The following is a 25,945-nucleotide window of genomic DNA, read 5'->3' as shown; positions in this document are numbered from 1 at the left end:
GTTCGATCCTCGAGGCATCAGTTTAATAGATTTAGCCCGCATAAGTACAATTTAGTTGTCATTAATTGCTGTGCACATCCAAACTAATCGTTATTGATACATTTTTATTACCATTGCGACAGATCAAAGACAAATACGATGCTACATCGAAAATATCTATTCACCATTTATATGACCATCATACTAAACACTTTCACGATCCTTGATGCTTTGCTGCCACGCGGCTGAACGACGCGTTCTGTCAGCCACTTGCCCAACCAATTGACCACATGCCGCATCAATATCATCACCGCGTGTTTGACGTATGGTACAAACAAAACCTGCTTCACTTAATATGTTGCTGAAGGCATGAATACGATTATTACTCGACTTATCATAGTTTGCATGTGGGAACGGGTTGAACGGTATCAAGTTAATCTTACTGGGTAAATCGCCCAATAATGCGACCAATTGCTCAGCATGCTCATTACTATCATTGACACCATCTAGCATCACATATTCAATAGTCACGTGTTTTTTGTGGCGCGGATTGACTTCAAAAACGTAATTTCTTGCTGCTGCCATGAGCTGCTCTAATGGATATTTTTTATTGATCGGCACTAATTCATTACGCAGCTCGTCGTTTGGTGCGTGCAATGAAATCGCTAAAGCCACGTCAAGCTCCTGTGCCAACTCATACATTTTTGGCACCACACCTGAAGTCGATAAAGTAACGCGGCGCTTTGATAAACCATAAGCATGGTCACTGAGCATCAATTCCATTGAGCTGACAACGGGACGATAGTTTAATAACGGCTCGCCCATACCCATCATGACGACGTTGGTGACGTTGTTTTCCCATAAACTATGGTCAACATTTTCTAAACTATCATTTCCATCGGTCATATAAGAGGCATTTGCCACCCATAATTGTCCAAGAATCTCAGCCGCTGTCAAATCGCGCTCAAAGCCCTGCTTACCCGTACTACAAAAGCTACAGTCGAGCGCACAGCCCACTTGCGAAGAAATACACAAGGTTTTACGACCGTTTAATTTACTATCATCTGCGGGAATTAGTACGGTCTCGACCAATGAACCGCCAGTGACTTCAAAGACCCATTTACGCGTACCATCATCACTATATTGACGATGAATCACTTTTGGCGGAATGACGCAGGCATTGGCTGATAATTTATCACGCAAAGATTTACTTAGATTGGTCATTTGCTCAAAATCAGTGACACCCTGCTGATATATCCACTTGATGACTTGCGTCGAGCGAAACGGCTTTTCGCCAATACTCTTAAAGTATTCCGCCAGCTGCGCTTGGGTCATACCTAGTAGATTGGTTTTCGCCTGCGCCTCGTCTACTAATTTTATACTCTTAGTAGTCTTAGCAGGTACGTGTTGGACGTCAGTTTGAATAGGAGTTTGAGCAGTTGACATAATACATAACCTTTTTGCATCTACTGATATAGGCGATGCAATTGTTGAGATGGGTGTTGCTAGACGTACTCAATATATGAGTGCATGAGCAATCCGTTATGAGCGCATTTTTTACCAAAAACTGAAAGTAATATGCTGATAAAGGATTGATAACGCTATATAAAACCAATAATGAGGGAGAAAAGTTAAAATTTCAACACATAGTCAGACTATTATAATAGCTAAAACGGCTTATACCAAAAGATATAAGCCGTCTTGCCACACTAATAATTTATAGTCAATTTTATAAGCTATTAGTGCATAGTGAATCAAATACAGAGCTGGTACAAGGAAGACAAGCGCCAATTGTACATTGAGTACATTAAGCGAGTCTGACACCGTAACAGACTATATTTGGTTTACTATATTAACGCGTACGTGCACAAACTTCTTCTTCATTGAAGAAGTAGCTGATTTCACGTGCTGCTGATTCAGCTGAATCTGAACCATGAACCGCGTTTTCATCGATGCTGCTAGCGAAGTCAGCACGAATAGTGCCTTCAGCGGCGTCTTTTGGGTTAGTAGCACCCATGATATCACGATGCTTAGCGATCGCATTTTCGCCTTCTAATACAGATACCAATACTGGACCTGAAGTCATAAATGACACTAGATCTTTGTAGAATGGACGCTCAGCGTGCTCAGCGTAAAAACCGCCCGCTTTTTTATCATCAAGTTGCATCATTTTAGCGGCAACAATTTTTAGACCTGATTTTTCAAAACGATCGTAGATAGCGCCGATGTTGTTGCCAGCTACTGCGTCAGGTTTGATGATAGATAAAGTACGTTCGTTAGCCATGAAAAGCTCCTAATAAATAATGAATTCGATAAAAATGAGATGGTAAATACTTTGTTTTATCTTTGGCCGCAATGTTGACTTAGGCATATTTAAATAACTCATGGTCTATCAATGCGATAATATGAGCGCCAACACAGGATTGCTGCCTATTATAATGATTAGCGCTATAAATGATAGGGTTAATTTATGACCGCACCTTGCATAAAAGTAAATTTATGACCGCAGCTTATCTTAAAACAAAGTAAGCATTCATCAATAGCAGATTCTTACCCTACGTATCTCATCACTAACTATCTTTGTCATTAATAAGCATAAAACCAACTTGGCGAAAACTCTATGTAAGTGTTACCAACAAAAATCCCTCAGCATATAATGCTAAGGGATTTTATTAATACGCAGCTATGAAGGTCACTGCTTTCAAGCAATACTAAAAAACAACTACTCGCCTAAGCGGCTGTCGCGGCAACTGCCAGCGCTACATTCACGCACACGATCATTTAAGAAGTTCACTCGCTCAGTTGTCACCCGAGTCGCACATCCCATATTGACAAAAAATCCTTCATCATTATTATAACTACATTGGTCATTACGCTCGCGTATCCACGCCAATTGTCCACGTTTGAGTTTGGATTTTTGCTGGCTATTTAACTGCTTAGCCAATTTTGCATAAGAACTATTCAGCTCTTTATCTGCCTCCAAATATACTTTCGTTAAGCAATATAAATCATCAAAATCATTATTGGGTTTATCACAGTTTTGCGCGCCCCATGACAGCATAGGAAACATAAAAGCCGCAGACGTTAGCAGCGCTAAAGCTGTTTTGCCTATAGAGTGCTTGATAATAGTCGCTTTCATCACGTTTTCCTTTTTATATATTGATAAAATTACATTTATTTATAACATAATATACCAATTAAACCAGAATAATGTTAGCAATTCTCTCCTTTATGCTATTTTTTCTTATCTCAATTTATTCAATTACCAGATATCTTGATTTTTTATCGTTAGAAATTAATAGTGATTAACACTTTTTATCATTTGGCATTAATAATAGTTCACATAATAGAAAATGCTGAGAATTTACTCATAAGACATTACTCATAAAAAAATCCCAATGCTCAGCACTGGGATTTTTTATGAACGCTTAAACTAATTAAATTTTACGATAAGAAACTAAGCGTCGTATGGGTCGCGCAATACAATCGTCTCTTCGCGATCAGGACCGGTTGAGATAATATCAACTGGGCAACCAATCAACGCTTCGATACGTTTGATATATTTTTTCGCATTTTCTGGAAGTTCATCATAGTTAGTGATACCAACGGTTGACTCACTCCACCCTTGCATCGTCTCATACTTAGGCGTGACTGACTCATAGAATTCAGCATCATGTGCACCTGCACATTCAGTTTCAGGCAAGTTATAACCCACACCGATTAGTAGCTCTTCAAGACCATCTAATACGTCAAGCTTAGTTAAGCAGATACCTGACATAGAGTTCAGTACCACGGCACGGCGTAATGCTTCCGCATCGAACCAACCACAGCGACGCGCACGACCAGTGGTCGCACCAAACTCATGACCGACTTTAGCCAAATGCGCACCAACATCATCAAATAGTTCAGTTGGGAATGGACCACTACCAACGCGGGTAGTATAAGCTTTAGTGATACCAAGTACGTAATCTAAGTACAATGGACCGATACCAGTACCAGTAGACACGCCGCCAGCGGTTACGCTTGAGCTGGTCACAAACGGATATGTACCATGATCGATATCAAGTAATGTACCTTGCGCGCCTTCAAACATCAGATTCTTGCCAGCCAGACGCAATTGATTAAGGTCTTCGGTTACATCAGTAACCATGCCTTTAATCTCTTCTTTCCACTCTTGGCAAAGCTTAAGTGTCTCATCAAAATCAATCGCTTCAACTTTATAATATTGAGTCAATTGGAAGTTATGATATTCGATTAAGTTGCGGAGTTTTTCTTCTAAATCATCACGGAACAAGTCAGCAAGCTTGATGGCACGGCGCGCCACTTTGTCTTCGTAAGCAGGACCAATACCACGACCTGTCGTACCGATTTTGCCAGTACCGCGTTTGGCTTCGCGTGCTTGGTCAAGTGCCACATGATACGGCATGATAAGTGGGCAGTTTGGAGAGATACGCAGACGCTCACGTACTGGTACGTTGTTGTCTTCTAGCTCTTTCATCTCTTTTAATAATGCGTCAGGTGCTAACACCACGCCGTTACCGATGAAGCAGGTAACGCCTTCACGTAAAATACCTGATGGGATTAAATGTAGGATGGTGGTTTTGCCATCGACAACTAACGTGTGACCAGCGTTATGTCCGCCTTGAAAACGTGCAACTGCTGAAGCTTTTTCGGTTAGTAAATCGACGATTTTACCTTTACCTTCATCGCCCCATTGGCTACCCAAAACTACGACATTCTTACCCATGATCAGTCCTTACCTTTAATGTATTGAGGTGTGTGCAATAACGGTTTAAAACCTGTGATAACTTTCGTTATCTTGATTTTAAAGACGTTAAAAAATGGTAATAATACTAATATTAAAAACTAATGCTTAAATACTCTGTAACTGCCAATGATTATCTGTAAAGCTCAAAAGATGCGTCATATCAGAGGGACGATCTTCTGCATTCAATGGCATGGTGACGCGATAGCCTTGCTCACGTAAACTCTCAACCTGCTGTAGCAGTATCTGTCTCTGTTCTTGGTTCGCACTGCTCAATGCTTCATAGTCGACCAATACGATGATTGGTGTCTCAAGCTGCGTGTGTGCAAGCAAACGACTGACATCCATACTAAAGCCCGTGGCTTCACGTGGCTGATTGATTGCTAACTGATTGCCACTTTGCATACCATCGAAACGACCGCCACGTACCAGAGGTTGCGTCTCACTATTGATATAGCCGTTGAACACAATACCCGTGTGGTAATGATAGCCTGATAATTCCGTCACATCGATACTCACAGGGCATTGCCACTGGTCTTGTAGATGTGTTTTTAGACGTTGTAATTCATTGATAGCAGTCGCGACTTGCGTGTCCTGCTGTGCAGTCTCTGACAATCTCGCCAATAGATTGGTAATATCATGACCAAAACGTGCCAAAGCATAAAAATCATCACCCATTGACAATAACTGGCAGACACGCTTTAGCTCTGGTAGATTTTTATTGGCATATAAATGCATGAGTTGTTCAGTGTCATTATCAGACAACGCTGCCAACTCAGCCAAGCGTTTGAATATCGCCACATGACCCAAGTCTATATGCAGCGTCGCACTCATATTTAGCTTATTTATCATACCAAACAACACATCTATCAGCTCAATATCTGCGGCAAGTGAAGCACAGCCAAATATTTCAGCACCGAGCTGCAAAGGCGTACGTGAGCCAAACAGCCCTGATGGCAAGGTATGAATCACATCACCTGCATAGCAATAACGCGCAATACCTGTGCCGCCCCAATGCGCATCAATACGCAAAATCTGCGGGGTAATATCCGCACGCAGACCCATCAAGCGACCCGTTAGCTGATCGATAATCTTGAAAGTTTGACGCTTTAAATCTTCTGAGGCGCCACTCAACAATGACTCTGTAAATTCAATCATTGGTGGATTGACCAACTGATAACCATGAGCAATAAGCTGCTGAGTCAGCTGATACCTAAGCACTTCTTGCTTACGCGCATCTTCGAACAGCACATCCACCACCCCATCAGGCAACAACCAGCTATTGGCAACGTCGCTGGCAAAGTTGTTTAAATATGGCATGCTAGTAGAGGTAGCAGTGTTTTCAGCAGGCTGAGCCGCCGCTTCATTAGTCGTATTTAACTGGGCAAGTTTTGCAGAATCAGAACTGACAGACACAATAAATCCTTGTTTGGCGTATCGCTTACCAAAAACGCGGTACTGATGCGGTACTTAAAGGTTATATTTACAATTGCATTGACGCCATGCATTTTTATTTTTAACGCGCAACATCATTGACCCAATTATTTATAAACAAACTAGGTAGCCGCAAAAGGGTGAGTAATAAGTATAATTTAGAATGATAAGACGAGTATCTTTATGCGCTAATAAACGGCGTTAAATAATCAAGGCACTTTATGCTTTAGTTTAGCATAGCAGCCAAGGTTCGCCTAGTGACAATTAGCCACAATTACTATCTAATTACGTCTTATCAGCACTTAATCTATGAAGGTTATCTATAGACTATATAAGTAATCGTTGACTCAAAAATGGTTACCATCATTTTATATGATAAAGAAAATAATGAGCAAAGTGAGAACAACGCCTTCGATACCGACTCATGGTACACTAAGCCATATTTTTATCTCGGAAGCCTTATGTCATCTGATTACCACCCAAACCCTGCCAACAATCAAACCAATGTCTTAGGTACGGCACTTGCCAGCTGCTGCTTTGACCCTATTACCGGTTATTACCGCAACGGCTTTTGTCATACTGGCAACCATGACGTTGGTCAGCACACCGTATGCGCCAAGATGACCAGCGAGTTTTTGAACTTTTCTGCCAGTCGCGGCAATGATTTGATTACGCCGCTACCTGAGTATGGATTTTCTGGCCTCAAGCCTGGTGATTATTGGTGCATTTGTGCGTTACGCTGGGTTGAAGCTTTGGACTTTGATATTGCCCCGCAAATCAAACTAGAAGCTTGCCACGAAAGCTTATTGAGCTTGGTCGATATTGATACTTTGAAAAGTTACGCCCTTTAATAACGATCATTATTAACAACAATCATTATAAGTTCTGATTGTGACACGTTTTTTACTTTATAAAGGGAGGGTGTATGGAAAACAATAACGACCAGTTGATAAAAAAAACCGCGCGTATTGCACCTAACTCTAATATCAACCGTATTTACGCCGATATGAATGATGAACATCTCTATCTAGACAATGACGACAGCTATATCTATGGCGATGCTGATACCACCACTGAGGACACCATCGAGACCATGACGGTCTACGATCCTGACTCTGAACGCTATGAGGATATTGACTCTTCCAGTGCCGATGAAGTCGTCAATTGCTACGCTTACTCACGTAAGACGGGTGAAAATCTCGATAAATTGGCGCTAAACGATGTTAGTCGTGCATTAAATAATAATGGTCAGTTTATTTGGCTTGGTCTCTATGATCCAAGCCTAGAAACCATGGTCAAAGTCAAAGAAGCCTTTGGGCTACATGAACTGGCAATCGAAGATGCTTTCGCCGATCATCAACGTGCCAAAGTTGAGAACTACGACAATGACATGGTGTTTGTGGTATTGCGTACCGCTAAGCTTGAGGACAATGTCATTCGCTATGGTACCACCGCGATATTTATGGGCAAAAACTACCTGATTACCATCCGTAATGGTCCATCAAACTCCTACGCACCTGTCCGTGAGCATTGTCATCGTCGCCCTGAAAAGCTGCGTATGGGGCCGATATTTGTACTGCATGCTATTCTCGATTTTATCGTGGATAATTATATGCCGATTACCGATCGTTTAGGTCGCTATTTGCGTGAGCAAGAACGTTACGTGTTTACCTATGAGTTTGATAAAGGTACATTAAAAAACCTTTATGAGCTCAAATCGCAACTCGTACATATGCGGGCGATTATTTTGCCAGTACAAGATATCTGTAGTTTTTTTATCAATCATAAAAAAAGCGAGATGGTCTCTGGTTTTTCTCAGGCCGCTAAGCCCTACTTTCGCGACGTCAATGACCATTTGTTACACTCATTAGACGCCATTAATGGTCTGAATGAGATGCTGAGTGTGGTCATGAATACCTATATGGCCATGGTTAATATGGGACAGAACGAGGTGGTGCGTAAGCTTGCTGCTTGGGCAGGTATTTTAGCTGTACCGACGGCCATTGCGGGTATCTATGGGATGAACTTTGATTTCATGCCCGAGCTGCATTGGCAATATTCCTACTTTGTCATCATGCTCATCATTGGATCATTATGTGGCTATTTATATTACAATTTTAAAAGACTTAAATGGTTATAACCAAAATTTATAGTTGATGTTTCATTTGTAGTTAGCGTTCAGCTTTTAAAAACAGCATCCTTGGTGGTGCTGTTTTTCCACTTTATTATTGATAATAATTCTTATTTGTAATACTATTCACATTTATTATTGCTAAACTCTTGCCGCCATTTCTATTATTCCAACGCCATCATATACGATTGACTCAGTCAATAGCACAAACCCTACAACCGTCGGATTTGTATGGGACGGTTTTGTTATTTTACGGCTGGCGTACTGACATATTGTCAATTTGCATCTATCGAGGTTTTTATGCGTTTATCCCGTCTTACTCAAGCTGTCGCGGTCGTTACCGCAGCCTTGATTCTTACTGCTTGTGGCAGTGATTCCGACACAGCCACTGCTATCATAGATGGGACACCGCCACTACTAACCACTGATAGCAACTTTACTGATGGCTATAGCGCGGTTGCCGCGGTATTTGTCTCAGGACAAGTACAAGATAGCAGCGGCGTTAAATCATTGACCTATATGCATAATAACGAATCAGCTCAAGCGCTAACGCTAGATACTGATGGTTATTTTGATGATCGTATTTTATTAACGCTAGGTAGCAATACCATTGTCTTAGAAGCCACAGACAATGCTGGTAATATCATGCGCTCAACCACAACCATCTACGTAGGCGATACCATAGCGGCAGGTGGTTCGCATACCGCTGCCCTGCGTGATGGTCAGCTATATGGTTGGGGTCGCAACAACTATGGTCAGACAGGACTCGGTCTGACCACAAAAATCAACGATATTATGGGACATCCAGACACGCCGATGCTGATGAACAGCGCACCAAAAGATTTGTTATCTATTGGCTTTAATCAAAATCATTCACTCGCTATTGCTCAAAATGGTCAAGTTTATAGTTGGGGCGAAGACAAATACGGGCAGCTGGGTCGCGGTGATGGGGGTCGTAATGACTGTAGTAAGACTGCTGACTGTCGTTTGGATATCAGCGCGATCGAAGGTATCGAAAATGCCGTCATGGTCGCACCCGGCTATAGCCATAACTTGGTATTGACCGAAGAGGGCACGGTTTGGGCCTTTGGTGCCAATGGGCACGGTCAGCTTGGTAATAATACCAGCACCGATAGCAGCACCCCTGTCAAAGTTGACTTTACAGCAGCCACAGAGGCAGGACATATCGTGCAGGTGGTTGTCAGTGGCAATAGCTCTTATGCCTTAGATGACAAAGGTCAGGTTTGGGGTTGGGGCAGCGATGCTTACGCCAACCTTGGCAAAGGCAAAGTCTGTAACACTACAACCAACTGTATCAACGTCAATGCAACCCCTGTACGTATTCATGTCATTAACGAAACGATTAATCACGCCATTACTGCTAAGACAGATGACGCCACTCAAAAAGCTGACGACCAACCCGCTATAGATGTAGAAAAAGTGACCCAATTGACGGCTGGCAAAGACCATATCTTAGCATTGACCAATAAAGACGCAGTGTATGGTTGGGGCTTAAATGCCACTAGTCAATTGGGCTACAATGGTGAGACATTTAATGGCAGCGAAAAGGCATGGGCAGATGTCATTACCTCACCGACCAAACTGCCTTGGTTTACAGATAAAGAAGTTCGCCGCGTTTATGCCAATGGCAATGCCAGCTATGCGTTACTGGACAATGTCGCCACTAATAATGGCTCATCAGCAACGGATGGTATTCTCTATGCATGGGGCATGTTTGGGGAGACAAATGGCGCAGGCAAGACCATTTACAACGACCTAGATGAACCAACCAATAAGCTGCCGAATCTCAAGAATATCGATAATATGGCCATGGGTGCCATGCATCTGATTGCTCATGAAAAATCGTTTGACCAAGATAATAATACGCTGAAAGCTGGTCATTTATTTACGTGGGGCTGGAGCTTTGAAGGCTCACTCGGCAACAAAGACACCACTCATATTTGGATGTATAACAACCCTATCCCAGTTGCTTTACCTAGTCAGCTATAAGTGTTTTAAGCATGACGAAGCGAACAGTGCATAGTTGGTTGAATTTCCTATCATAAAATTCTCAAACAAGCAGCCTCGTTTATGCTGCTTGTTTGAGTCAATACGCCTAACTATTGCGCGGTAGCTTATCGCATAATCCTCAGGATATCCTCAATTAAATCGACAGCTCTCTAAATAGGCTGACGATGAAGATACACCCTAACCCCTTATATTTTAGCCATTTCAGGTCAGCCCATGTTTTTACGATCAAACTCGTCAACCATATCAAATTCTTCATTGTATACATTACCTCCCATCATACGTAACACACTACTCAGTGTAAGTCTCGCGCTGCTGCTCACTGCTTGTGGTGGCTCAGATGATTCAAATAATTCCAGTAATGATGGCAATACTAACGTACCCAACCCACCCACTACTCCTGACACTCCAGAAATCGACACCAACTGGCAGCCAGCAGGTGGCAGTGCTACGATTGCCGCCAATGGATCACAGCCTTTTTTGCAAATCATGCCCAATCTACCGAGCAGCGCTTTAGGCGGGGTATCACCTGGACGTGAGTTATTTATCACAGAGTGGACACCAGCAAATGAGGGTCGCGTACTGTTCGATGGTGTGGGGCCACTGTTAAATGCCAATGCCTGTACCCAATGCCATAGCGCTGAAGGTCGCAAACCCATTTATGCAGCCAATGGTCAGCTGAGTGATGCGATTTTATTCCGGTTGGGTAATAAGCAAGGCCTGCCACATGCTTATTACGGTGAACAAATGCAGCATCAAAGTATTGCCACAAGTATCAATCCCGAAGGGAGCATGCGCTACGCAGCGATGCCCAGTCAAAATGATAAACCTGCTGGCATACAGTTTAGCTTTACTCCAACTGACCCTAATCAACCCTTAGGAAATACAGCGATTAGCGGACGCATCTCACCGCAATTGGTCGGTATGGGCTTGCTCGACCTTATTCCTGAAGCGAATATCATTGCGGCAGCTGACCCTGATGATAACAATCAAGACGGTATCAGTGGCCGCGTACATTGGGTACAAGATGGCAAACAGCAGCGCATTGGCCGCTTCGGCTGGAAGGCGATTAACTCAAGCCTGCGTACCCAAAACGCCAATGCCATGTCGCAAGATATGGGCTTAACCACCTCGGTATTTATGGATCCTAACTGTACGGTAAATCAGCCTATTTGTTGGACAGCAGCGAATGGCGGCTCTCCAGAAGTCTCAGACAGCAGTCTAGACGCCGTGACCGATTTTATGACCGCCCTTGCCGTACCTGAAAGGCGAATAGACGATTTATCAGATTTTAATAAAGGAGCGCAACTGTTTGCACAAGTCGGCTGTGCTGGCTGTCACACACCCAAGCAAAAAACAGGCAGTAGTGAGCGCTTCCCGCTCCTATCACAGCAAAACATTTATCCTTATACTGATTTATTACTGCATGATATGGGCGCTGGACTAAATGATAGCGTAAAAGAGAAAAATGCAGAAAGCTTTGAGTGGCGTACACCGCCATTGTGGGGAATTGGCATTGTGGCACGTGATCCAGAAGCGCGGTTTTTGCATGATGGTCGTGCCAGCAGCTTGACTGAAGCGATACTCTGGCATGGTGGTGAAGCAGAAAGTACAAAGACGCGCTTTACACAGTTATCCGCCACGCAAAAACAAACATTAATGACCTTCTTAAAGGGCATTTAACGCTCAAACAATAAAATGTGAGAGTTAAGAAGGCAAAAAAGGGCTACCAGTGGTAACCCTTTTTTATGCTGCTATTCAATAGTTATTCACGGCGATGCTTGGTATGACTATCAGGCGCTTGAGCATTATCAGGTAACAGCGCTTTAATCGTTAAGTTTGCATGCTGTTTATCTAGATTGTCCTCTGGACGGCCAAACGTTTTTGCTGTCCAAGTTAATACTACGATAGAACCGCTCAATAGCATAATGGCCACAGAAATTGTCGCCAGCAGCCATAAATGAAAATAGTCTGAGACCGCCTGTACATCGACCACCAAATGTCGTGATAAAGCAGTAATCGCGATAAATATCAAAAACTGTACCGGCAGACGGTGGGTTTTAAAATAAATCCCTATCATGGCGAGCAGCTCAAGATAAATAAACAACATCAATATGTCTTTTAAATCCGCTGAGCCTTTTTGAACAATACCAACGAACTCTTTACCGGCGGTCCAAACGACAACCACACTGATTAGAAATAAAATAACGTAATGACAGACATCGACAAACTCTCTACCGATACCTTGTAGTCGCTCATGAACACCTACGTTTTTTTTAGCCATGTTTAGGTCCTATCAACTGAGATGTGGTTGATTTAGCCTGAGTATATATTACCTCAGGCCCCTTATTTATCGGCAATCAGTATTCGTATGACTCTCTTTTTAGCCGATATTCAAACCGGCAGATTTTTCAGCAGCATCAACCGTTTGGCGAATCAAGGTATTAATGGTCATTGGACCCACGCCGCCCGGTACAGGCGTATAAGCACTGGCGATATTTTCTACGCCTTGCAATTCGATATCACCAACGCCGCCATTATCAGTCGGATGGAAACCTGCATCGATGACTACCGCGCCTGCTTTGATCCACTCTGCTTTAATCAGTTCAGGCACGCCCACTGCCCCAACCACGATATCCGCACGCTTAATATGGGACTCTAAATCCTGCGTTCTTGAATGGCAAATCGTTACGGTGCAGTTGGCATTCAATAGCATCATCGCCATTGGTTTACCCAAGATGGCACTGCGACCTACAACTACGGCTTCCTTACCAGCAAGCTCGATATTATGATGCTCTAATAAGTGCATGATGCCTTGCGGGGTACATGAACCATAAGCGCTCTGCTGCATCGCCATACGACCAAAGCCAAGACAGGTCACACCATCGACATCTTTTGCCAAGTCAATCTGCTCAAAGCAAGCACGCTCATCGATATGTGCAGGTACTGGGTGCTGCAGCAAAATACCATGGACGTCTGGATTGCTATTAAGTTCATCTATTTTCGTCATCAGCTCTTCAGTGGTCGTCGCACTTGGCATCTCAACGCGTATAGAATCCATGCCGACACGTTTACAAGCATTACCTTTCATACGTACATAAGTCGCAGAAGCGGGATCGTCGCCGACCAATATCGTCGCTAAGCTTGGGGTACGTCCTGTTTTAGCTTTAATAGCGTCTACACGGGTACTCAGTTGCTGTTCTATTTGTTTAGCAAGTGCTTTACCGTCCAAAACGGTAGCAGATCCTTGGGCAGTTGACGTAATAGACATAAGAACTCCAATAGAGGGTGCGATAAAAAAAGAAAGACAGCGCCCGCAACTACTTGCATGCCTGTCTTATGCTTGATCAATGTATGATTAAGACTGATATTGTACCTGTCTGGGCTAAAAAATCCTAGCGTGAGATAAGACTTGGATACTTATAAGTTTTTATCACTCGCCAATCTAGCAATATCATGTCATTACCGATGCAACCTTGACAACCTTTACCGTTTTATAAGAAAGTCTACTCACAAATAAAAGCCAATAGCCGCAACACCTTATAAATAATCAACACGCCTTAATAAGCGATATTCTCACATTACTGAATCATTGAAGCAAATACGCGATCGATTGCATCTACCGTTTGCGCGATTTCGGCAGTGGTTAAGGTAGGATGAACCAAAAACATTAAGCTGGTCTCTCCCAACTGTTTTGCTATTGGCAGTCTGTTTTCTGGACGCAAGCCTGTATCATCGAATGCTTTTTCTAAATATACCTCTGAGGCAGACCCTGAATAGCAAGGCACGCCCAGCGTATTTATTTCTTCAATGATGCGATCACGCGTCCATCCGTCAGCTAGGTTATTTGGTTGCACATAAACATACAATTTATAATAGGCATGATTAGAGTTTGGAAAATGAGAAGCTTGCTCTAATGTCGGCACCGATAGATAGCCTTTTTCTTCCCATTTAGCACATGCTTCTAATATCGCTTGAGCATTAGCACGGCGCTTCGCTATCCAGTCACTCATATGTGCCAATTGAATACGCCCAATCACGCCTTGAATCTCGGTCATGCGCCAGTTGGTGCCAAAGCTCTCATGTAGCCAATTATAGCCGGGCTGCTGCTCGGTCTCATAGACCGCCGCATAGCTTTTGCCATGGTCTTTATACGCCCACATTTTTCGCCATAGCTGCTCGTCATCGGTGGTGACCATGCCGCCCTCGCCGCCTGTAGTCATAATCTTATCTTGGCAAAAACTCCACGCGCCAATATGACCTATACTGCCAACGCTACGACCTTTGTAGCGTGCACCATGCGCTTGGGCACAGTCTTCAATGACATATAAGTTATGCCGATCTGCCAGTGCCATGATGCCATCCATATCACAGGGCCAACCTGCCAAATGCACACAGACGATGCCTTTGGTTTTGTCCGTCAATACCGCCGCTATCGACTCTGGAGTGATATTCCCTGTGGACTCATCAACATCCGCAAAAATGGGCGTCGCGCCTGCATTAACCACTGAGGAGATACTGGCAATAAAAGTACGCGGCGTCACGATAACTTCATCACCCACACCTATACCAAGTGCCTGCAATGCCGCGTCCAATGCCAAAGTTCCGTTGCCCAATGCAATCGCGTATTTGCTACCCGCCCAATCAGCGAATTCCTCTTCAAACTGACGGCATTCTTGCCCTGTCCAATAATTGACCTTGTTGGATAACAATACTTGACTGACCGCATCCGCTTCTTGCTGAGTAAAACTAGGCCAAGGTGAAAAAGGAGTATTTAGCATGCGTTCCTCATCAAAGCGTGTTTTTATCGACGCTATTACCTGTGAATTTACTCATGGTCGCTTCACCATCAGCACTAATGCCATCCTTGATAATGACTTTTTTTACTGTTTTAAATAGAATTTTAATGTCTAACCATAATGACTGATGATCAACATACCATGTGTCGAGCGTAAATTTTTCATGCCAACCAATCGCATTGCGACCATTAACTTGTGCGTATCCTGTAATACCCGGACGTACATGGTGGCGACGCGCTTGCTCATCATTATATAGCGGCAGATATTCCATTAATAGTGGTCGCGGCCCCACCAAACTCATATCACCTTTAATCACATTCCATAGTTCAGGCAGCTCATCGAGACTGCTATTACGCAAGGTCTTACCAAATGCCGTCAAACGCTCATCATCCTCTAAAGGATTACCCTCTGTATCGATAGCATCTTTCATCGAGCGAAACTTAATCATCTCAAACGGCTTGCCATTTAGACCAGGACGAGTTTGTTTAAATATCACTGGTGATCCTAAGTTTTTTTTGACCTTATAAGCCGTAATAGCATAAACAGGAGATAATATTACCAAGGCCGTCGTGGCCACCGTGATGTCAAATAGTCGCTTTATCATTTTGCAGCCCGCCTTTTGTCGTTTACGCGGTCATACCTATTACGTAAATAAAAACTTAAATAACTTTGCCATAATTGCTTGCGTTCAAAATTTGCAATGGCCCAGTCTCTTGCCTCAGGATATCTCTTTTCAAATCCCTTATCAGTAGCGGCATCGCGGATTGCTTCGGCGACAGAAGACATATCCTTAAAATTAAATTTTCGACCACTGATACCTTCTTTGACACTATCCTTTACACCAACGACATCATAGGCAAAAGTTGGAACGGCGCAACTTGCTGCTTCAATAGCGACACTGCCAAACCCTTCACGATAGCTCAAAAATAAATGTAAATCAGCACACTGAAAAACCTCGTGTACATTTGGATTGGCTGGTATATACACACCTCTATTATCTTTGACAACTTTCTCAACGACTACTTTTCCTACGTCGTCTTCACAGTCTCCTATGAACATAAAGTAGACGTTTTCTTCTCTTAGTTTTTCGGATATATACTCAATATCTTTGAAGCCTTTATCATCACAAACTCGTCCTACCACGCAAATCACAAAGGTATTGTCAGGTATCTTGTACTTCTTTTTTAATGCCTCTTTTTCTAGCTGAGCCATAGGTTGCAGCAAATCAGTATCGATGCCGTTAAATGAGCCATTATCCATGACAGTTGCCTTGCTTTTTTTGAGGATATTTTCTGCTAAGCATACGCTGAGCAAAGACTCAGAAACAAATAAAACCTCGTGAGACAAGCCAAAACTTAATATATCCAGACCCTGAAACACCCTCTTTTTTAAACCTGAAAAATTCTCATAGGCTCTACCCACGCTAAAAGCAATTCGTCTCTTTTGCAATGTAACAGCACTTGCGATACTCCCTAACAACAAGGCTTTAGGCGTTAAATAAACCACCACATCAAAACGATTCGATAGCATATAACGGGTTAAAAGCGCGAGTGACTGAGCATCTTTCAACAAAGAAGGCTTACGCTGAAAATGTAAATTAATCACCTTGCCTATTTTGCGCTCACGTAAAATATCTAACTGCTGTTTATCGCCACCGCAGATTAAGGTGATATCAACATCCGCGTGATCTCTAATGTATTCAAGCTGATCGCGATATAGCACATTAAATGACACCGCATCTGTCATTAGAAAGCATATCTTCAATGTCATTTCAGCACCTCAGTATTTTTTATATATTATTTTATCAGTGACGTTTTATAAACAATGTCATTTAGCACAAATACTATTTACCACTGACTGATGATGATTTCTTAGCGTGTCAGATATTGTTAATTTATTTCTTTTATTGGCTATCTTTTGTAATAATCCTATCGAATCTAAAAAAGTAACTGTTGTCAGTTTTGCTGATAATTTCAAAGAACCTAAATAACTGTTTCCTTTATATTCACAGTACGTTTTAAAACTGTCTTTGTATGATCTGGTTATTTTAGATAATGATAAATTCCCTTCTTCTCTATAATAGTATAATAAATCAGGCAATACCGCTAAATTTAAATCTTGATTTGAGATAGCTCTACACCACAAATCATAATCTTCAGACCTTGGATAATTTTCATTATATTTATTTCGTTCATACCAACTCTTTTTTGCCAAAACAGCAGCATGTACAATAGGATAAGCCGCGGCTATTTCTTTAAATTCCGTGTAAATTTCATCGACATGACGGCAACCATAAACTTTATTAAAATTATCAATAGACACGACACCTGTAGAAACCAAATCATAATCTGGATTTTTTTCTAAAAAACTTAATTGAATCGCTAGTCTATCCGGATGAATGAGATCATCGGCATCCATGCGCGCTATATAATCATAGTTCGCTTCTTCAATAAGCTGATTTAATCGAGCAGGCAGTTTTTTGTTTATGCCATCAGCAATGACCTTTATTCTATGGTCAGACTCTTCAAAATGCTTGGCGATGGCCAATGACGCATCAGTAGAACCATCGTCGATCAATATAAGCTCCCATAACTCATGCGTTTGAGCCAATATGGATTTGATAGCGTCTTCTAAGTACGCTTCAGCATTATAAATGGGAATACCAATAGATATATATGTCTGATTTTTCATTAGAAAACCTCAAATATCGGATTGATAATATACGGACTCAAGTTACTAAATCTCGATGTCGTCAAGACAAAATACATGAGAAAAATAATGATACTCGCTATATATAAATAAATATTATTCATTCTTTTTAAAACCATAGGCAGTATCAAAACCAATGTCCATGTAAAATACGCAAGCAGCCTTTGAGGACCTGAAGGACTGGTACCCAACATCGCTAACGGTATGATAAAAACCACGCCTGATGCATAAAATGTTATTAGTTTTTGAAACTCTTTGTCTTTGATTTTATACAGATAACTGACCAAGATGATTAAAACCATGATAGCTGTATAAAAACCAAGCGTTAAAAACCCGCCTGCTTCATCAGATGCTTTCGCATAGCCCTCATATCTATCGTTAGTAGAAGAAATATAAGCGACCAATACCCCACTCACTAATAGCGAGCCTAAGAATGTTGCCAAAATTTTATATAAGGGCTTTATTCTTAAATTAACGATAAAATAAAATGGAATCATAAACAATGCGGTTACATGGAACAATGAAGCAATTGCACAAATCAGCAGGTATGGAATAAATCTTTTTTGTAATAAATAAGGAATGGCTAATGTAAATATCGCCATTGCCAACCCTTGACGCAGTCCATTAAAAGAAAAAGTATAAACGCCCAGCGTAATAAATAAAAATACGGAGAACCAATAATTTACGCTGTATTTTTTAATCACTCTAAGATAGCAATAGACAATAATTAAACTGGTAATAACAAGCAGCCAAAAATAATGAGTGGTCATACGTAATAACGCATACTCTAATAACTGATAACCGAATTCAATGTCTTCGTTGAACCTAAAGTACTCAGCATTCAATTGACTGTTGAAATTTCTCGTATAGTTTCCTGTATCCGTACCGACTCGGTAGCTACGAAGGCCTGCAAACAATGTCAATATAATTAGCGGCAGCCAAAAAGACGTACGATTGAGAGATTTTTTCTCCAGTACGATCCAAAAAATAACAAGGCTAAGAACCAGCAGGTATGGAAGCATTTAACCCTCTATAAAAGTAGATGTCGTCAATCTTATATAAATCGGATATGGTGGCAGGTTTACACCGTCTAGTATCTTTTTTACCGTCCAGTACCTATATAACTATAGCCTATCTACCTCGATTTTTTTCTCATTCCGTCCAAACTACCTTGAAACGAATATAAATAAGAAGCAACCACTCCGTCACATACTCAAGTACTTTTGCATTAGTGTTTGCGCGTTGGTAGCAGCACTAAATCCATATAAATTCAGCGCTGCGGTTATGTCTTTTTCATTGGGTTTTGGCTGTTTAGACGCTAATAAGCAATCAACCCAATCCTTGGCTGAGTGAATCGGTAAAAACTGTACTAATCCAAGTCCTAAATCTACTTCAGGTGATACTTGGTCAGAAACCAACGCCTTTAACCCAACTGTTTGGCTCTCGACCAAGACGACAGGGAAACCCTCGTGCAACGAAGGCATAATCATATAGTCGGCGCTGGCCATTAATTCTGTGATATCCGTACGCATCCCCAAAAACTTGACCGTATCTAGGAGTGACTTATCTGCTACTTGTTGCCTGAGCCTCATATCCAATGAACCTTGTCCAACAATGTATAAGGTAAAAGCGATTTGACGTTTTTTTAACTGCTCAGCGATCTCTAAAGAAAACTGATGGTTTTTAACCTCATTTAGACGACCAACTTGGATGATTTTTAGCCCCTCATCGCCAAATTCTTGGTCGATATACTGTCTTGATTGGTTAGCGACTGTCATCATCTGCTGTATGTCAACAGCATTGGGCAATAGCCACACGTCTTTTATGCTGCCAAATAGGTAATGTGCCGCTTGTTCACCGCAACTCATTTTATTCGTGGCCAATTTACGATTGGTAATGAATGCCCACTGTTCATATATTTTTTTAACAATATTGGTTTTACCATTACTGGTGCTATGAGAATGTGAAATGCGATGCGGCACGCCAGCACCTTTGGCAGCCAGCAGATGAAAAGCATTGTTTAATAGCATATGAGCATGAACGATTTGATAGTCAGGATGTTGTTTAAGGAAGTTTTTAAGCTTCCACATACGCGCTAATGAATGATCAGCTAAAATCGGTATAATCCTACCGCCCAGCGCTATTATCTCAGCATCATAGTCACCGACCTCGTCGGTAAAAGTGATAAAATCAAACTGAATCTGGCTATAATCTATATGGCGATATAGATTCATAAGCATGGTCTCTGCCCCAGCCCGATCCATTTTTCCCACGATGTGTAGCACTCTCTGAATAGTCATCTCTTTACCTATTAAGAAGCCATAAAACCAAACGTATTTCTCAAAACTATTCTGAATCTGTTTTCTCTTGACCTTTAACCTTTGCTCTTTTGTCTAGCGCTTGACGAAGCACCTGTAACATCAGCAAAGCAACTTGAGTCGGCATACGTACGATATTACTAATCATCATATTTCTTACGGTCAAATCGCTCTTATAGCCCTTTAGTCGTAACGTTTTATCTGCTTTTTTAGCTTGTGCTACTGCAGCTGTTAAATAGCCATTATCTATACGAGTAAGGATGCTCCAATGACTTTGTTTAATTTTATTGGCGAGTGTTTTTTTAACCTCATCCGCTTGATAGTCCTCTACTAAACTGATGACTTCTGCGTGGATAATGAAAAGGTCTAATAGCTTTTTATCTGTTGACCCTGTGATCGACGTGCCGCGCTGTCTGTATAGATAAAAATCAATGGGCAGGTGATACTTAATATTAGTAGCTAAGCCAAGATGCCAATGAAAAGGCCAGTCTTCGTAGTACAGACCCACTGGGAACTGTAACGAGGCCGACCGCACTGCGCTAGATTTAATAAATTTGAGCCATGCAAAATGCGGTAAGCTAAAATATGAACCGTCTATTTTGGTTGCCTCAAATTCTAAATTTCTAGCGGGATACGGCAGATCTGTCTTTGTGATGCCATCTTTGAAAGGTGTAAAGCCATATGTTACAACCTCTGCATTCGTGCTGAGCGCACAATCCACACACGCTGCCACCAAGCGAGTGTCTATAATGTCATCAGAATCAACGAACATCATGTATTTGCCTATCGCAGACTTGATACCAGTATTACGAGCCGCAGAAAGACCACTGTTTTTATGATGCTGAATGACTTTGATGCGTTCATCTATGAGATGTGACGCAAGTGCTTGTTTTGAATCATCAGTGGAGCAATCTTCCACAACGATAATTTCAATATTCTGATAAGTCTGCTGCTTGATGGATGCCAAGCAAGCATCGATATATGACGCAACGTTATACACTGGTAAAATGATACTTACTAATGGCGTTTCGATAGTCGTCATATCGCTATCAGCGCTTTTTTTAGGTCATCATACTCAGCTATATCAACTGGAGACTCATCCATCGTACCGTGAGGCAGGGACAGAAGGCTATCGATGAATTGTGCAATATCAGCAATCTCTTCCAATTCTAAAAACACCAGCCTTGGATGACCGCCTAACCAGTCCAACTGCGTCTGTCTTATCTTATGATTGGAGTTCGGGAGTACCAAGCACGGCGTACCCGATAGCAAACATAAAATCATGCCATGCAGACGGTCAGTCACGACCAATTTTGCAGCACGAAACTGGCTAAGCTTGTCAGTCAGTAATTTTGTGCAATGTGCCTCATCGAGTTGCGAACCACCAGCATGCGTGTCGGTTTTTTCAATCTGATAGCCAGTATCTGCTAAGGCTTTGTCTATCATGGCGTATTGCTCAGCTGATAATGCGGCTTCTTTGTCATCTCGTAAGCAGCGCAAAATACCTGAAGGCGCTAAGCAATCTGTCGTACCCAGCACTGTGGCATTAGCGCTCATCACAATATCTGGTACGAGACCAATATGCACATTACTGTACTCAGCAAAAAGCTCGATGAGTTTTGCCGCTGTTATCGACTCTCTGGCAAAAACATGTATATCTGGATGCTTGGCGTAGACTTTTACAATACGCTGCAAGGCACGTTTAGATTGAATATAATCATTCCAATCTAGTGTCTGAGGAAAACAAACGATTCGATTGGCAGGAAATGACTTGATGACTAATTGGCGCAGCTCCTCAATATCAGGATACGTGCTACCCATATTACCGCCGCCGATGATAGTGACGATATCCGTCTCTTTTATTTGCTGTTTAATGGAATTGAGCACAAATCTGGTTTGACTGATAGCCACACTAACAACGTCATAATCCGTCAGCACACGTTGCAAATACTGCTTTTGCGCGTGAGAAATAGCAATATCACCAATATTGCCATAGTCAGCGGCAAGAAAAATAAAGCACCGTTTACCAGTTGGTAACGGTAAACCTCTCGCCCCCATATAAGCGGCTAAGTGTTTTTTTAGTTTGAGTGGTATGAGCTTTTTTATAGCAGCAATATTCATTTTTAATGCTCCCTTATTCGTTTCTCATTAACAGCTTCTTCACCCACATACGACGCCTTGAGCCAACAGGAAACAATCTATTCAAGTTAGGAGGCGGTTTACGTTTGAGCGCTTTTTCAATGTATGGCAGCCATTCAAGACCTCTACCCGTTTTAATCATCTCATGACGAATTAACTTCCAATCTATGCTGACAGCCCTGCCCTTTATAGCCATTGATTTAAAAAGTGATGAGTCCATGGGCTCGCTAAAACATTGAGGGTTATCTATACCTGCAACCAAAAAATTGAGACGCGTCCTAACACATTTCTCACAGCTACCGCAGTTACTATCATGCTTATCTCCAGCCCAACAGACACGTAAATTCTCTATACCCAATGGCCATGCTGCAAGCGCTTGAATCTTCTCTGACCGACTAAAACCTGCACCATCATGAATCACTCTAAAGTCGCCAGAACTTAGCAGCGGGTCAGTGATTGGGTGTGAGCCCCAAGGACTAATTAATACATCATAAGAATCACCACTACCAATGAGCCCAATGCCTGCATATCGTTTTAAGCCACATAAGACCGAAGCGATAGCAGCAGCATGATAGTCTTCCCAGTTGATATCCCAAAGTCCCCGAATATTTGTCTCAACTGGCAATAGCTCGATATTGATATCTGCGAGTGTGTTTGCCGCTGTTTTTGCTGCACTGGCAAAGCCTTCTGTATCATCTAGAGGTATATCAAAGCCATGCACAAAAACCCCTGCTTTAATATTTCGTGTGGCGTATCCTGCTCTGCCTGTCGCATGACGATAAGCGGTAAACTGAGCATCAACGCCACCAGAAAATGCAGCGATAGCACCATCTATATGGCAGTCTTGTTCTCTTATACGATCCACTTTTATATCAATCAAAAAATAGCGATCTGGCAACCACTTATTCCAAACATACTGTAGCTCTGTCAGATTGGCTAATAGCTCATGCGACACGCTACCATGCACATGAATGGCTGCTCGCATCTGCATCGCGGGCAACAATGTGGCCAGTAAATAAGCATCACAATCATCGTCTTCTGGCATTGGCAAGTTCGCTGGATATACAAACCACAATACCTTCTCAATCATTTGCCCGTTAGCTGTTGTCTGTTGCAGCAAACAACAGCGCTTTTGGCCTTTTTCATCACTACGTAAAGGCTGAGGCAACAAATCAATATTAAGCATATTTTTTCACCTTTTCTTTAGACCAAGACAGTTGAAGAAAAACCAGCGTCATAACATACCAACGCCGTGAAAAACATAAAATCAATACACGAATGCCGCGGGCTGGATGTCGTTGATAATAATGCGGCAAACAGTTCTGATAAACGAAAGACTGGCGTATTTTAACTAGCTCTGCACGACGCTTTTTCATATCGATATGCGCCAAATTATTAAGTAAATATGGCAGCATATGCTCGACATAACTACGAGCAAAGTCCGATAATAGCACTTGCTTTTCAGTAGCACTGATCGACCAATCATGTATCCTGACTCTGGCTGTATAGTCCGCTTCAATGGATTCCAAAAGCCCTGATTTGTATTGTGAGCTTGTTATTGAGGTCGCATTTTCATAATAGTTGTATGGACAGTCTGGCAGCACCGATAAACGATTTGCTTTGCTTAGACATGCGATATTAAAAATACCATCCTCACCAAATTTGACGTCGCTATCGAAGCGCAGCTCTGCGATTAAGTTTTTGCTATACACCTTGGTGCAGGCGTACCAATATATATGTCTATTCTCTGTCACTCTCAGTTGTAGCATTTCGATATCTTGCCGTGAGTATTCTGCCGCACTATTAGGACGCTCAATAACAGAGCCATCCAGCATCATGCGTTTATGACCAAATGCCAACATCTCGACATCTCGATCTACAGCTTGATCAAAGACAAAATCAAAATACCAATCATCAATGGTGTCATCCGCGTCTATAAAAACGATGTAACTGCCGGTTGCGATATCGAGCCCAGTATTACGAGCCTCTGCCACGCCTGCATTCTTTTGATATTTCACCGTAATCCATGTCTTAGCACTCGCCCAGCTATGCAATAGGCTAGCAGTATTATCTTTAGAACCATCGTCAATGACTATCAGCTCAATGTCGTGACTCTTTTTCGCAACGTCAATACTATTAATACAACGATCAATAGTAGCAGCGGCATTGAATGCGGCGATAATAACTGAAATCATAGTGAGCCTCTCAAGTTGAGACTTCTTATACATATCCTTTGTGACATTTAAAGCAGTCAAAAAATGTACCTACTGCTCCACTTCATCGATATGAACAAGACGCCGAAAAGCGACATAAATGATAGATAAACTGAGCAAAACCCCAACAAATGAGAAAAGGGCAATGGCTATCATATCTGACTCAAAAACGTAAAAACCTACATACAGCGCTGCAGCACGAAATACCACTGCAAACACTTCTCTAATCAAAAGGAATCGCTGTAAACGTAATGCTGGCAATGCCGCAGTACTCGCACCAGACACTAAACTGGTCAAAAGCCAAATAGACAGCCACTGCGAATAACTACCTGCCAATGCCCACTCTGCACCGAACACTAAAGAAAAAAGATAATCGCCAAAAACGAACACTGTACCGAATGGCATAATACCTACCACCAATAAAATCAACGTCACTTTTAATAAAAATTGATAAGCCTCAGATGAATTTGCTGTGATGGCACGCGTAATTTTAGGATAGAAAACCTCTCCAACCGCCTGACCTAACAGCATCGCGGGTGCACCAAGCACAAGGACAGCCAACGAATACTGCCCTGCAGAAGAGGCACTAAATAATGACGCTAACAAGATAGTTGGCAACCCCACTGAAGCTGCATTCAGGATACTTTGTGGCATACGATATATCGCAAAATCACGCTGCGATATGGCGGCATGTCGAATACCCTTAGTACCAAACCAATGACGCACATTTAATACACCTACTCTAGGTACACGAAGCATCTGCATGATAAAGTTTGTGAGCTGCCCTGCTATCGTCAATAAAATAAGTAACATCCCTGAAGGTGCTAGCATACCGCCTATCAGCTTACTACTATCTGTCACAAGCTTGCTTTCCACATAAGCTCGAGCTTTCGCTTTAAATAAGCCCACCCTAATAGCAGACTGATCAGCGACAGAAAGAAAAGCACCGACTAATAGCATTAATGGTATGAGATATAGCATGTTTGGTGTGCTTTCCATACCCATCCAACTTGCCAAATGAAACTTACCGACATAGACAACAATGAATGAGAAGACAGCTATAACCACACTGAGCAATATAGACAATCGGGCAATGGCCGCAGCATCCTCGTCACTGTCTGGCATCACGATTGCATTTGCATAGCCCATAGTGGCAATCGGCGTAATAATACTGACGATAGCAGTAAAGGCAGCAGCGATACCGAAATCCTCAGGTCTGTACAGTCTTGTGAGAAATGGCATAAAAATCATGGCGATGGCCTGTCCAGCAGCAATCCCGCCACCGACCATGACCACATCTCGCACAAAGTGACTGGTTTTCAACCTGTTTATTGTGCTCTGTATCGATAAAAATACTCCAGAGCTCATGACATATTGTCCAATTTAGTGACTCACAGAACTTGTAAGGAATTTATGACAGCGCGCCTCTC

At 42.1% G+C, this 25,945-nt stretch carries 22 protein-coding genes; 4 read left to right on the top strand and 18 right to left on the bottom strand.

Annotated elements, in window-relative coordinates; translation table 11 throughout:
• Positions 1–183 precede the first annotated feature (183 nt).
• The 5 genes from rlmN to Q6344_03810 form a co-directional block, all read right to left on the bottom strand.
• Positions 184–1,425, bottom strand: coding sequence for a 23S rRNA (adenine(2503)-C(2))-methyltransferase RlmN (gene rlmN, locus Q6344_03830; GenBank protein WLG14477.1), 1,242 nt, complete (start codon positions 1,423–1,425; stop codon positions 184–186).
• Positions 1,426–1,831: 406 nt separating this feature from the next.
• The gene (gene ndk, locus Q6344_03825) at positions 1,832–2,263 is read right to left on the bottom strand and encodes a nucleoside-diphosphate kinase (GenBank protein ID WLG14476.1); all 432 of its coding nucleotides are present in this window, start codon (positions 2,261–2,263) and stop codon (positions 1,832–1,834) included.
• A 438-nt stretch (positions 2,264–2,701) separates the two neighbouring features.
• Positions 2,702–3,118 carry a lysozyme inhibitor LprI family protein gene (locus Q6344_03820; protein ID WLG14475.1) on the bottom strand — a complete coding sequence of 139 codons (417 nt, stop codon included), beginning with the start codon at positions 3,116–3,118 and terminating at the stop codon, positions 2,702–2,704.
• Between the two features lie 318 nt (positions 3,119–3,436).
• Positions 3,437–4,726, bottom strand: a complete 1,290-nt coding sequence (locus tag Q6344_03815; GenBank protein ID WLG14474.1) for an adenylosuccinate synthase — start codon at positions 4,724–4,726, stop codon at positions 3,437–3,439.
• Positions 4,727–4,852: 126 nt separating this feature from the next.
• Positions 4,853–6,160 carry an ATP phosphoribosyltransferase regulatory subunit gene (locus tag Q6344_03810; GenBank protein ID WLG14473.1) on the bottom strand — a complete coding sequence of 436 codons (1,308 nt, stop codon included), beginning with the start codon at positions 6,158–6,160 and terminating at the stop codon, positions 4,853–4,855.
• A 479-nt stretch (positions 6,161–6,639) separates the two neighbouring features.
• Between Q6344_03810 and Q6344_03805 the strand changes: the two genes are divergently transcribed.
• From Q6344_03805 to Q6344_03790, 4 genes are all read left to right on the top strand, one after another.
• Complete coding sequence (locus tag Q6344_03805) at positions 6,640–7,029, top strand: DUF2237 domain-containing protein (GenBank protein ID WLG14472.1); 390 nt, start codon at positions 6,640–6,642, stop codon at positions 7,027–7,029.
• Between the two features lie 74 nt (positions 7,030–7,103).
• Positions 7,104–8,318, top strand: coding sequence for a magnesium/cobalt transporter CorA (corA, locus tag Q6344_03800; protein WLG14471.1), 1,215 nt, complete (start codon positions 7,104–7,106; stop codon positions 8,316–8,318).
• A 291-nt stretch (positions 8,319–8,609) separates the two neighbouring features.
• Complete coding sequence (locus tag Q6344_03795) at positions 8,610–10,319, top strand: chromosome condensation regulator RCC1 (protein WLG14470.1); 1,710 nt, start codon at positions 8,610–8,612, stop codon at positions 10,317–10,319.
• 234 nt (positions 10,320–10,553) lie between these two features.
• Positions 10,554–12,020: a di-heme oxidoredictase family protein gene (locus Q6344_03790; GenBank protein ID WLG14469.1), complete on the top strand. Its 1,467-nt coding sequence runs from the start codon at positions 10,554–10,556 to the stop codon at positions 12,018–12,020.
• An 82-nt stretch (positions 12,021–12,102) separates the two neighbouring features.
• Here Q6344_03790 and Q6344_03785 read toward each other — a convergent pair whose 3' ends face one another.
• From Q6344_03785 to Q6344_03725, 13 genes are all read right to left on the bottom strand, one after another.
• Entirely contained in the window at positions 12,103–12,621 is a 519-nt protein-coding gene (locus Q6344_03785) for a phosphate-starvation-inducible PsiE family protein (protein ID WLG14468.1), read from the bottom strand.
• A gap of 99 nt (positions 12,622–12,720) precedes the next feature.
• Positions 12,721–13,608, bottom strand: coding sequence for a bifunctional methylenetetrahydrofolate dehydrogenase/methenyltetrahydrofolate cyclohydrolase FolD (gene folD, locus Q6344_03780; protein WLG14467.1), 888 nt, complete (start codon positions 13,606–13,608; stop codon positions 12,721–12,723).
• A 310-nt stretch (positions 13,609–13,918) separates the two neighbouring features.
• Positions 13,919–15,118, bottom strand: a complete 1,200-nt coding sequence (locus tag Q6344_03775) for a DegT/DnrJ/EryC1/StrS aminotransferase family protein (protein WLG14466.1) — start codon at positions 15,116–15,118, stop codon at positions 13,919–13,921.
• Positions 15,119–15,128: 10 nt separating this feature from the next.
• A complete protein-coding gene (locus tag Q6344_03770) occupies positions 15,129–15,740 on the bottom strand; it encodes a sugar transferase (protein WLG14465.1) in 612 nt (203 codons plus the stop codon).
• Entirely contained in the window at positions 15,737–16,906 is a 1,170-nt protein-coding gene (locus tag Q6344_03765) for a glycosyltransferase (GenBank protein ID WLG14464.1), read from the bottom strand. The genes Q6344_03770 and Q6344_03765 overlap by 4 nt, the downstream gene beginning before the upstream one ends.
• Before the next feature lie 57 nt (positions 16,907–16,963).
• Positions 16,964–17,827, bottom strand: coding sequence for a glycosyltransferase family A protein (locus tag Q6344_03760; GenBank protein ID WLG14463.1), 864 nt, complete (start codon positions 17,825–17,827; stop codon positions 16,964–16,966).
• Entirely contained in the window at positions 17,827–18,867 is a 1,041-nt protein-coding gene (locus tag Q6344_03755; GenBank protein WLG14462.1) for an EpsG family protein, read from the bottom strand. Before Q6344_03755 ends, Q6344_03760 begins: the two co-directional genes overlap by 1 nt.
• A gap of 183 nt (positions 18,868–19,050) precedes the next feature.
• A complete protein-coding gene (locus Q6344_03750; GenBank protein WLG14461.1) occupies positions 19,051–20,145 on the bottom strand; it encodes a glycosyltransferase in 1,095 nt (364 codons plus the stop codon).
• A 46-nt stretch (positions 20,146–20,191) separates the two neighbouring features.
• Positions 20,192–21,205, bottom strand: coding sequence for a glycosyltransferase family 2 protein (locus tag Q6344_03745; GenBank protein WLG14460.1), 1,014 nt, complete (start codon positions 21,203–21,205; stop codon positions 20,192–20,194).
• Positions 21,202–22,284 carry a polysaccharide pyruvyl transferase family protein gene (locus tag Q6344_03740; GenBank protein WLG14459.1) on the bottom strand — a complete coding sequence of 361 codons (1,083 nt, stop codon included), beginning with the start codon at positions 22,282–22,284 and terminating at the stop codon, positions 21,202–21,204. Before Q6344_03740 ends, Q6344_03745 begins: the two co-directional genes overlap by 4 nt.
• A 13-nt stretch (positions 22,285–22,297) precedes the next feature.
• Positions 22,298–23,488 carry a hypothetical protein gene (locus tag Q6344_03735; GenBank protein WLG14458.1) on the bottom strand — a complete coding sequence of 397 codons (1,191 nt, stop codon included), beginning with the start codon at positions 23,486–23,488 and terminating at the stop codon, positions 22,298–22,300.
• Entirely contained in the window at positions 23,481–24,497 is a 1,017-nt protein-coding gene (locus Q6344_03730) for a glycosyltransferase family A protein (protein WLG14457.1), read from the bottom strand. Before Q6344_03730 ends, Q6344_03735 begins: the two co-directional genes overlap by 8 nt.
• Before the next feature lie 69 nt (positions 24,498–24,566).
• Positions 24,567–25,883, bottom strand: coding sequence for an oligosaccharide flippase family protein (locus Q6344_03725; GenBank protein ID WLG14456.1), 1,317 nt, complete (start codon positions 25,881–25,883; stop codon positions 24,567–24,569).
• Positions 25,884–25,945: the final 62 nt, after the last annotated feature.

It is taken from the genome of Psychrobacter cibarius (assembly GCA_030686115.1).
Classification (GTDB): domain Bacteria; phylum Pseudomonadota; class Gammaproteobacteria; order Pseudomonadales; family Moraxellaceae; genus Psychrobacter; species Psychrobacter cibarius_C.
This window is presented reverse-complemented; position numbering and strand designations above follow the sequence as displayed.

What these genes read in the sequence shown, in the direction of transcription:
- Q6344_03755 (WLG14462.1), bottom strand. Translation starts at nt 18,867, where the DNA reads ATGCTTCCATACCTGCTGGTTCTTAGCCTTGTTATTTTTTGGATCGTA.
- Q6344_03790 (WLG14469.1), top strand. Translation starts at nt 10,554, where the DNA reads ATGTTTTTACGATCAAACTCGTCAACCATATCAAATTCTTCATTGTAT.
- Q6344_03775 (WLG14466.1), bottom strand. Translation starts at nt 15,118, where the DNA reads ATGCTAAATACTCCTTTTTCACCTTGGCCTAGTTTTACTCAGCAAGAA.
- corA (WLG14471.1), top strand. Translation starts at nt 7,104, where the DNA reads ATGGAAAACAATAACGACCAGTTGATAAAAAAAACCGCGCGTATTGCA.
- Q6344_03765 (WLG14464.1), bottom strand. Translation starts at nt 16,906, where the DNA reads ATGACATTGAAGATATGCTTTCTAATGACAGATGCGGTGTCATTTAAT.
- Q6344_03750 (WLG14461.1), bottom strand. Translation starts at nt 20,145, where the DNA reads ATGACTATTCAGAGAGTGCTACACATCGTGGGAAAAATGGATCGGGCT.
- Q6344_03725 (WLG14456.1), bottom strand. Translation starts at nt 25,883, where the DNA reads ATGAGCTCTGGAGTATTTTTATCGATACAGAGCACAATAAACAGGTTG.
- Q6344_03745 (WLG14460.1), bottom strand. Translation starts at nt 21,205, where the DNA reads ATGACGACTATCGAAACGCCATTAGTAAGTATCATTTTACCAGTGTAT.
- ndk (WLG14476.1), bottom strand. Translation starts at nt 2,263, where the DNA reads ATGGCTAACGAACGTACTTTATCTATCATCAAACCTGACGCAGTAGCT.
- Q6344_03820 (WLG14475.1), bottom strand. Translation starts at nt 3,118, where the DNA reads ATGAAAGCGACTATTATCAAGCACTCTATAGGCAAAACAGCTTTAGCG.
- folD (WLG14467.1), bottom strand. Translation starts at nt 13,608, where the DNA reads ATGTCTATTACGTCAACTGCCCAAGGATCTGCTACCGTTTTGGACGGT.
- Q6344_03730 (WLG14457.1), bottom strand. Translation starts at nt 24,497, where the DNA reads ATGATTTCAGTTATTATCGCCGCATTCAATGCCGCTGCTACTATTGAT.
- Q6344_03795 (WLG14470.1), top strand. Translation starts at nt 8,610, where the DNA reads ATGCGTTTATCCCGTCTTACTCAAGCTGTCGCGGTCGTTACCGCAGCC.
- Q6344_03785 (WLG14468.1), bottom strand. Translation starts at nt 12,621, where the DNA reads ATGGCTAAAAAAAACGTAGGTGTTCATGAGCGACTACAAGGTATCGGT.
- Q6344_03740 (WLG14459.1), bottom strand. Translation starts at nt 22,284, where the DNA reads ATGAATATTGCTGCTATAAAAAAGCTCATACCACTCAAACTAAAAAAA.
- Q6344_03735 (WLG14458.1), bottom strand. Translation starts at nt 23,488, where the DNA reads ATGCTTAATATTGATTTGTTGCCTCAGCCTTTACGTAGTGATGAAAAA.
- rlmN (WLG14477.1), bottom strand. Translation starts at nt 1,425, where the DNA reads ATGTCAACTGCTCAAACTCCTATTCAAACTGACGTCCAACACGTACCT.
- Q6344_03805 (WLG14472.1), top strand. Translation starts at nt 6,640, where the DNA reads ATGTCATCTGATTACCACCCAAACCCTGCCAACAATCAAACCAATGTC.
- Q6344_03770 (WLG14465.1), bottom strand. Translation starts at nt 15,740, where the DNA reads ATGATAAAGCGACTATTTGACATCACGGTGGCCACGACGGCCTTGGTA.
- Q6344_03760 (WLG14463.1), bottom strand. Translation starts at nt 17,827, where the DNA reads ATGAAAAATCAGACATATATATCTATTGGTATTCCCATTTATAATGCT.
- Q6344_03815 (WLG14474.1), bottom strand. Translation starts at nt 4,726, where the DNA reads ATGGGTAAGAATGTCGTAGTTTTGGGTAGCCAATGGGGCGATGAAGGT.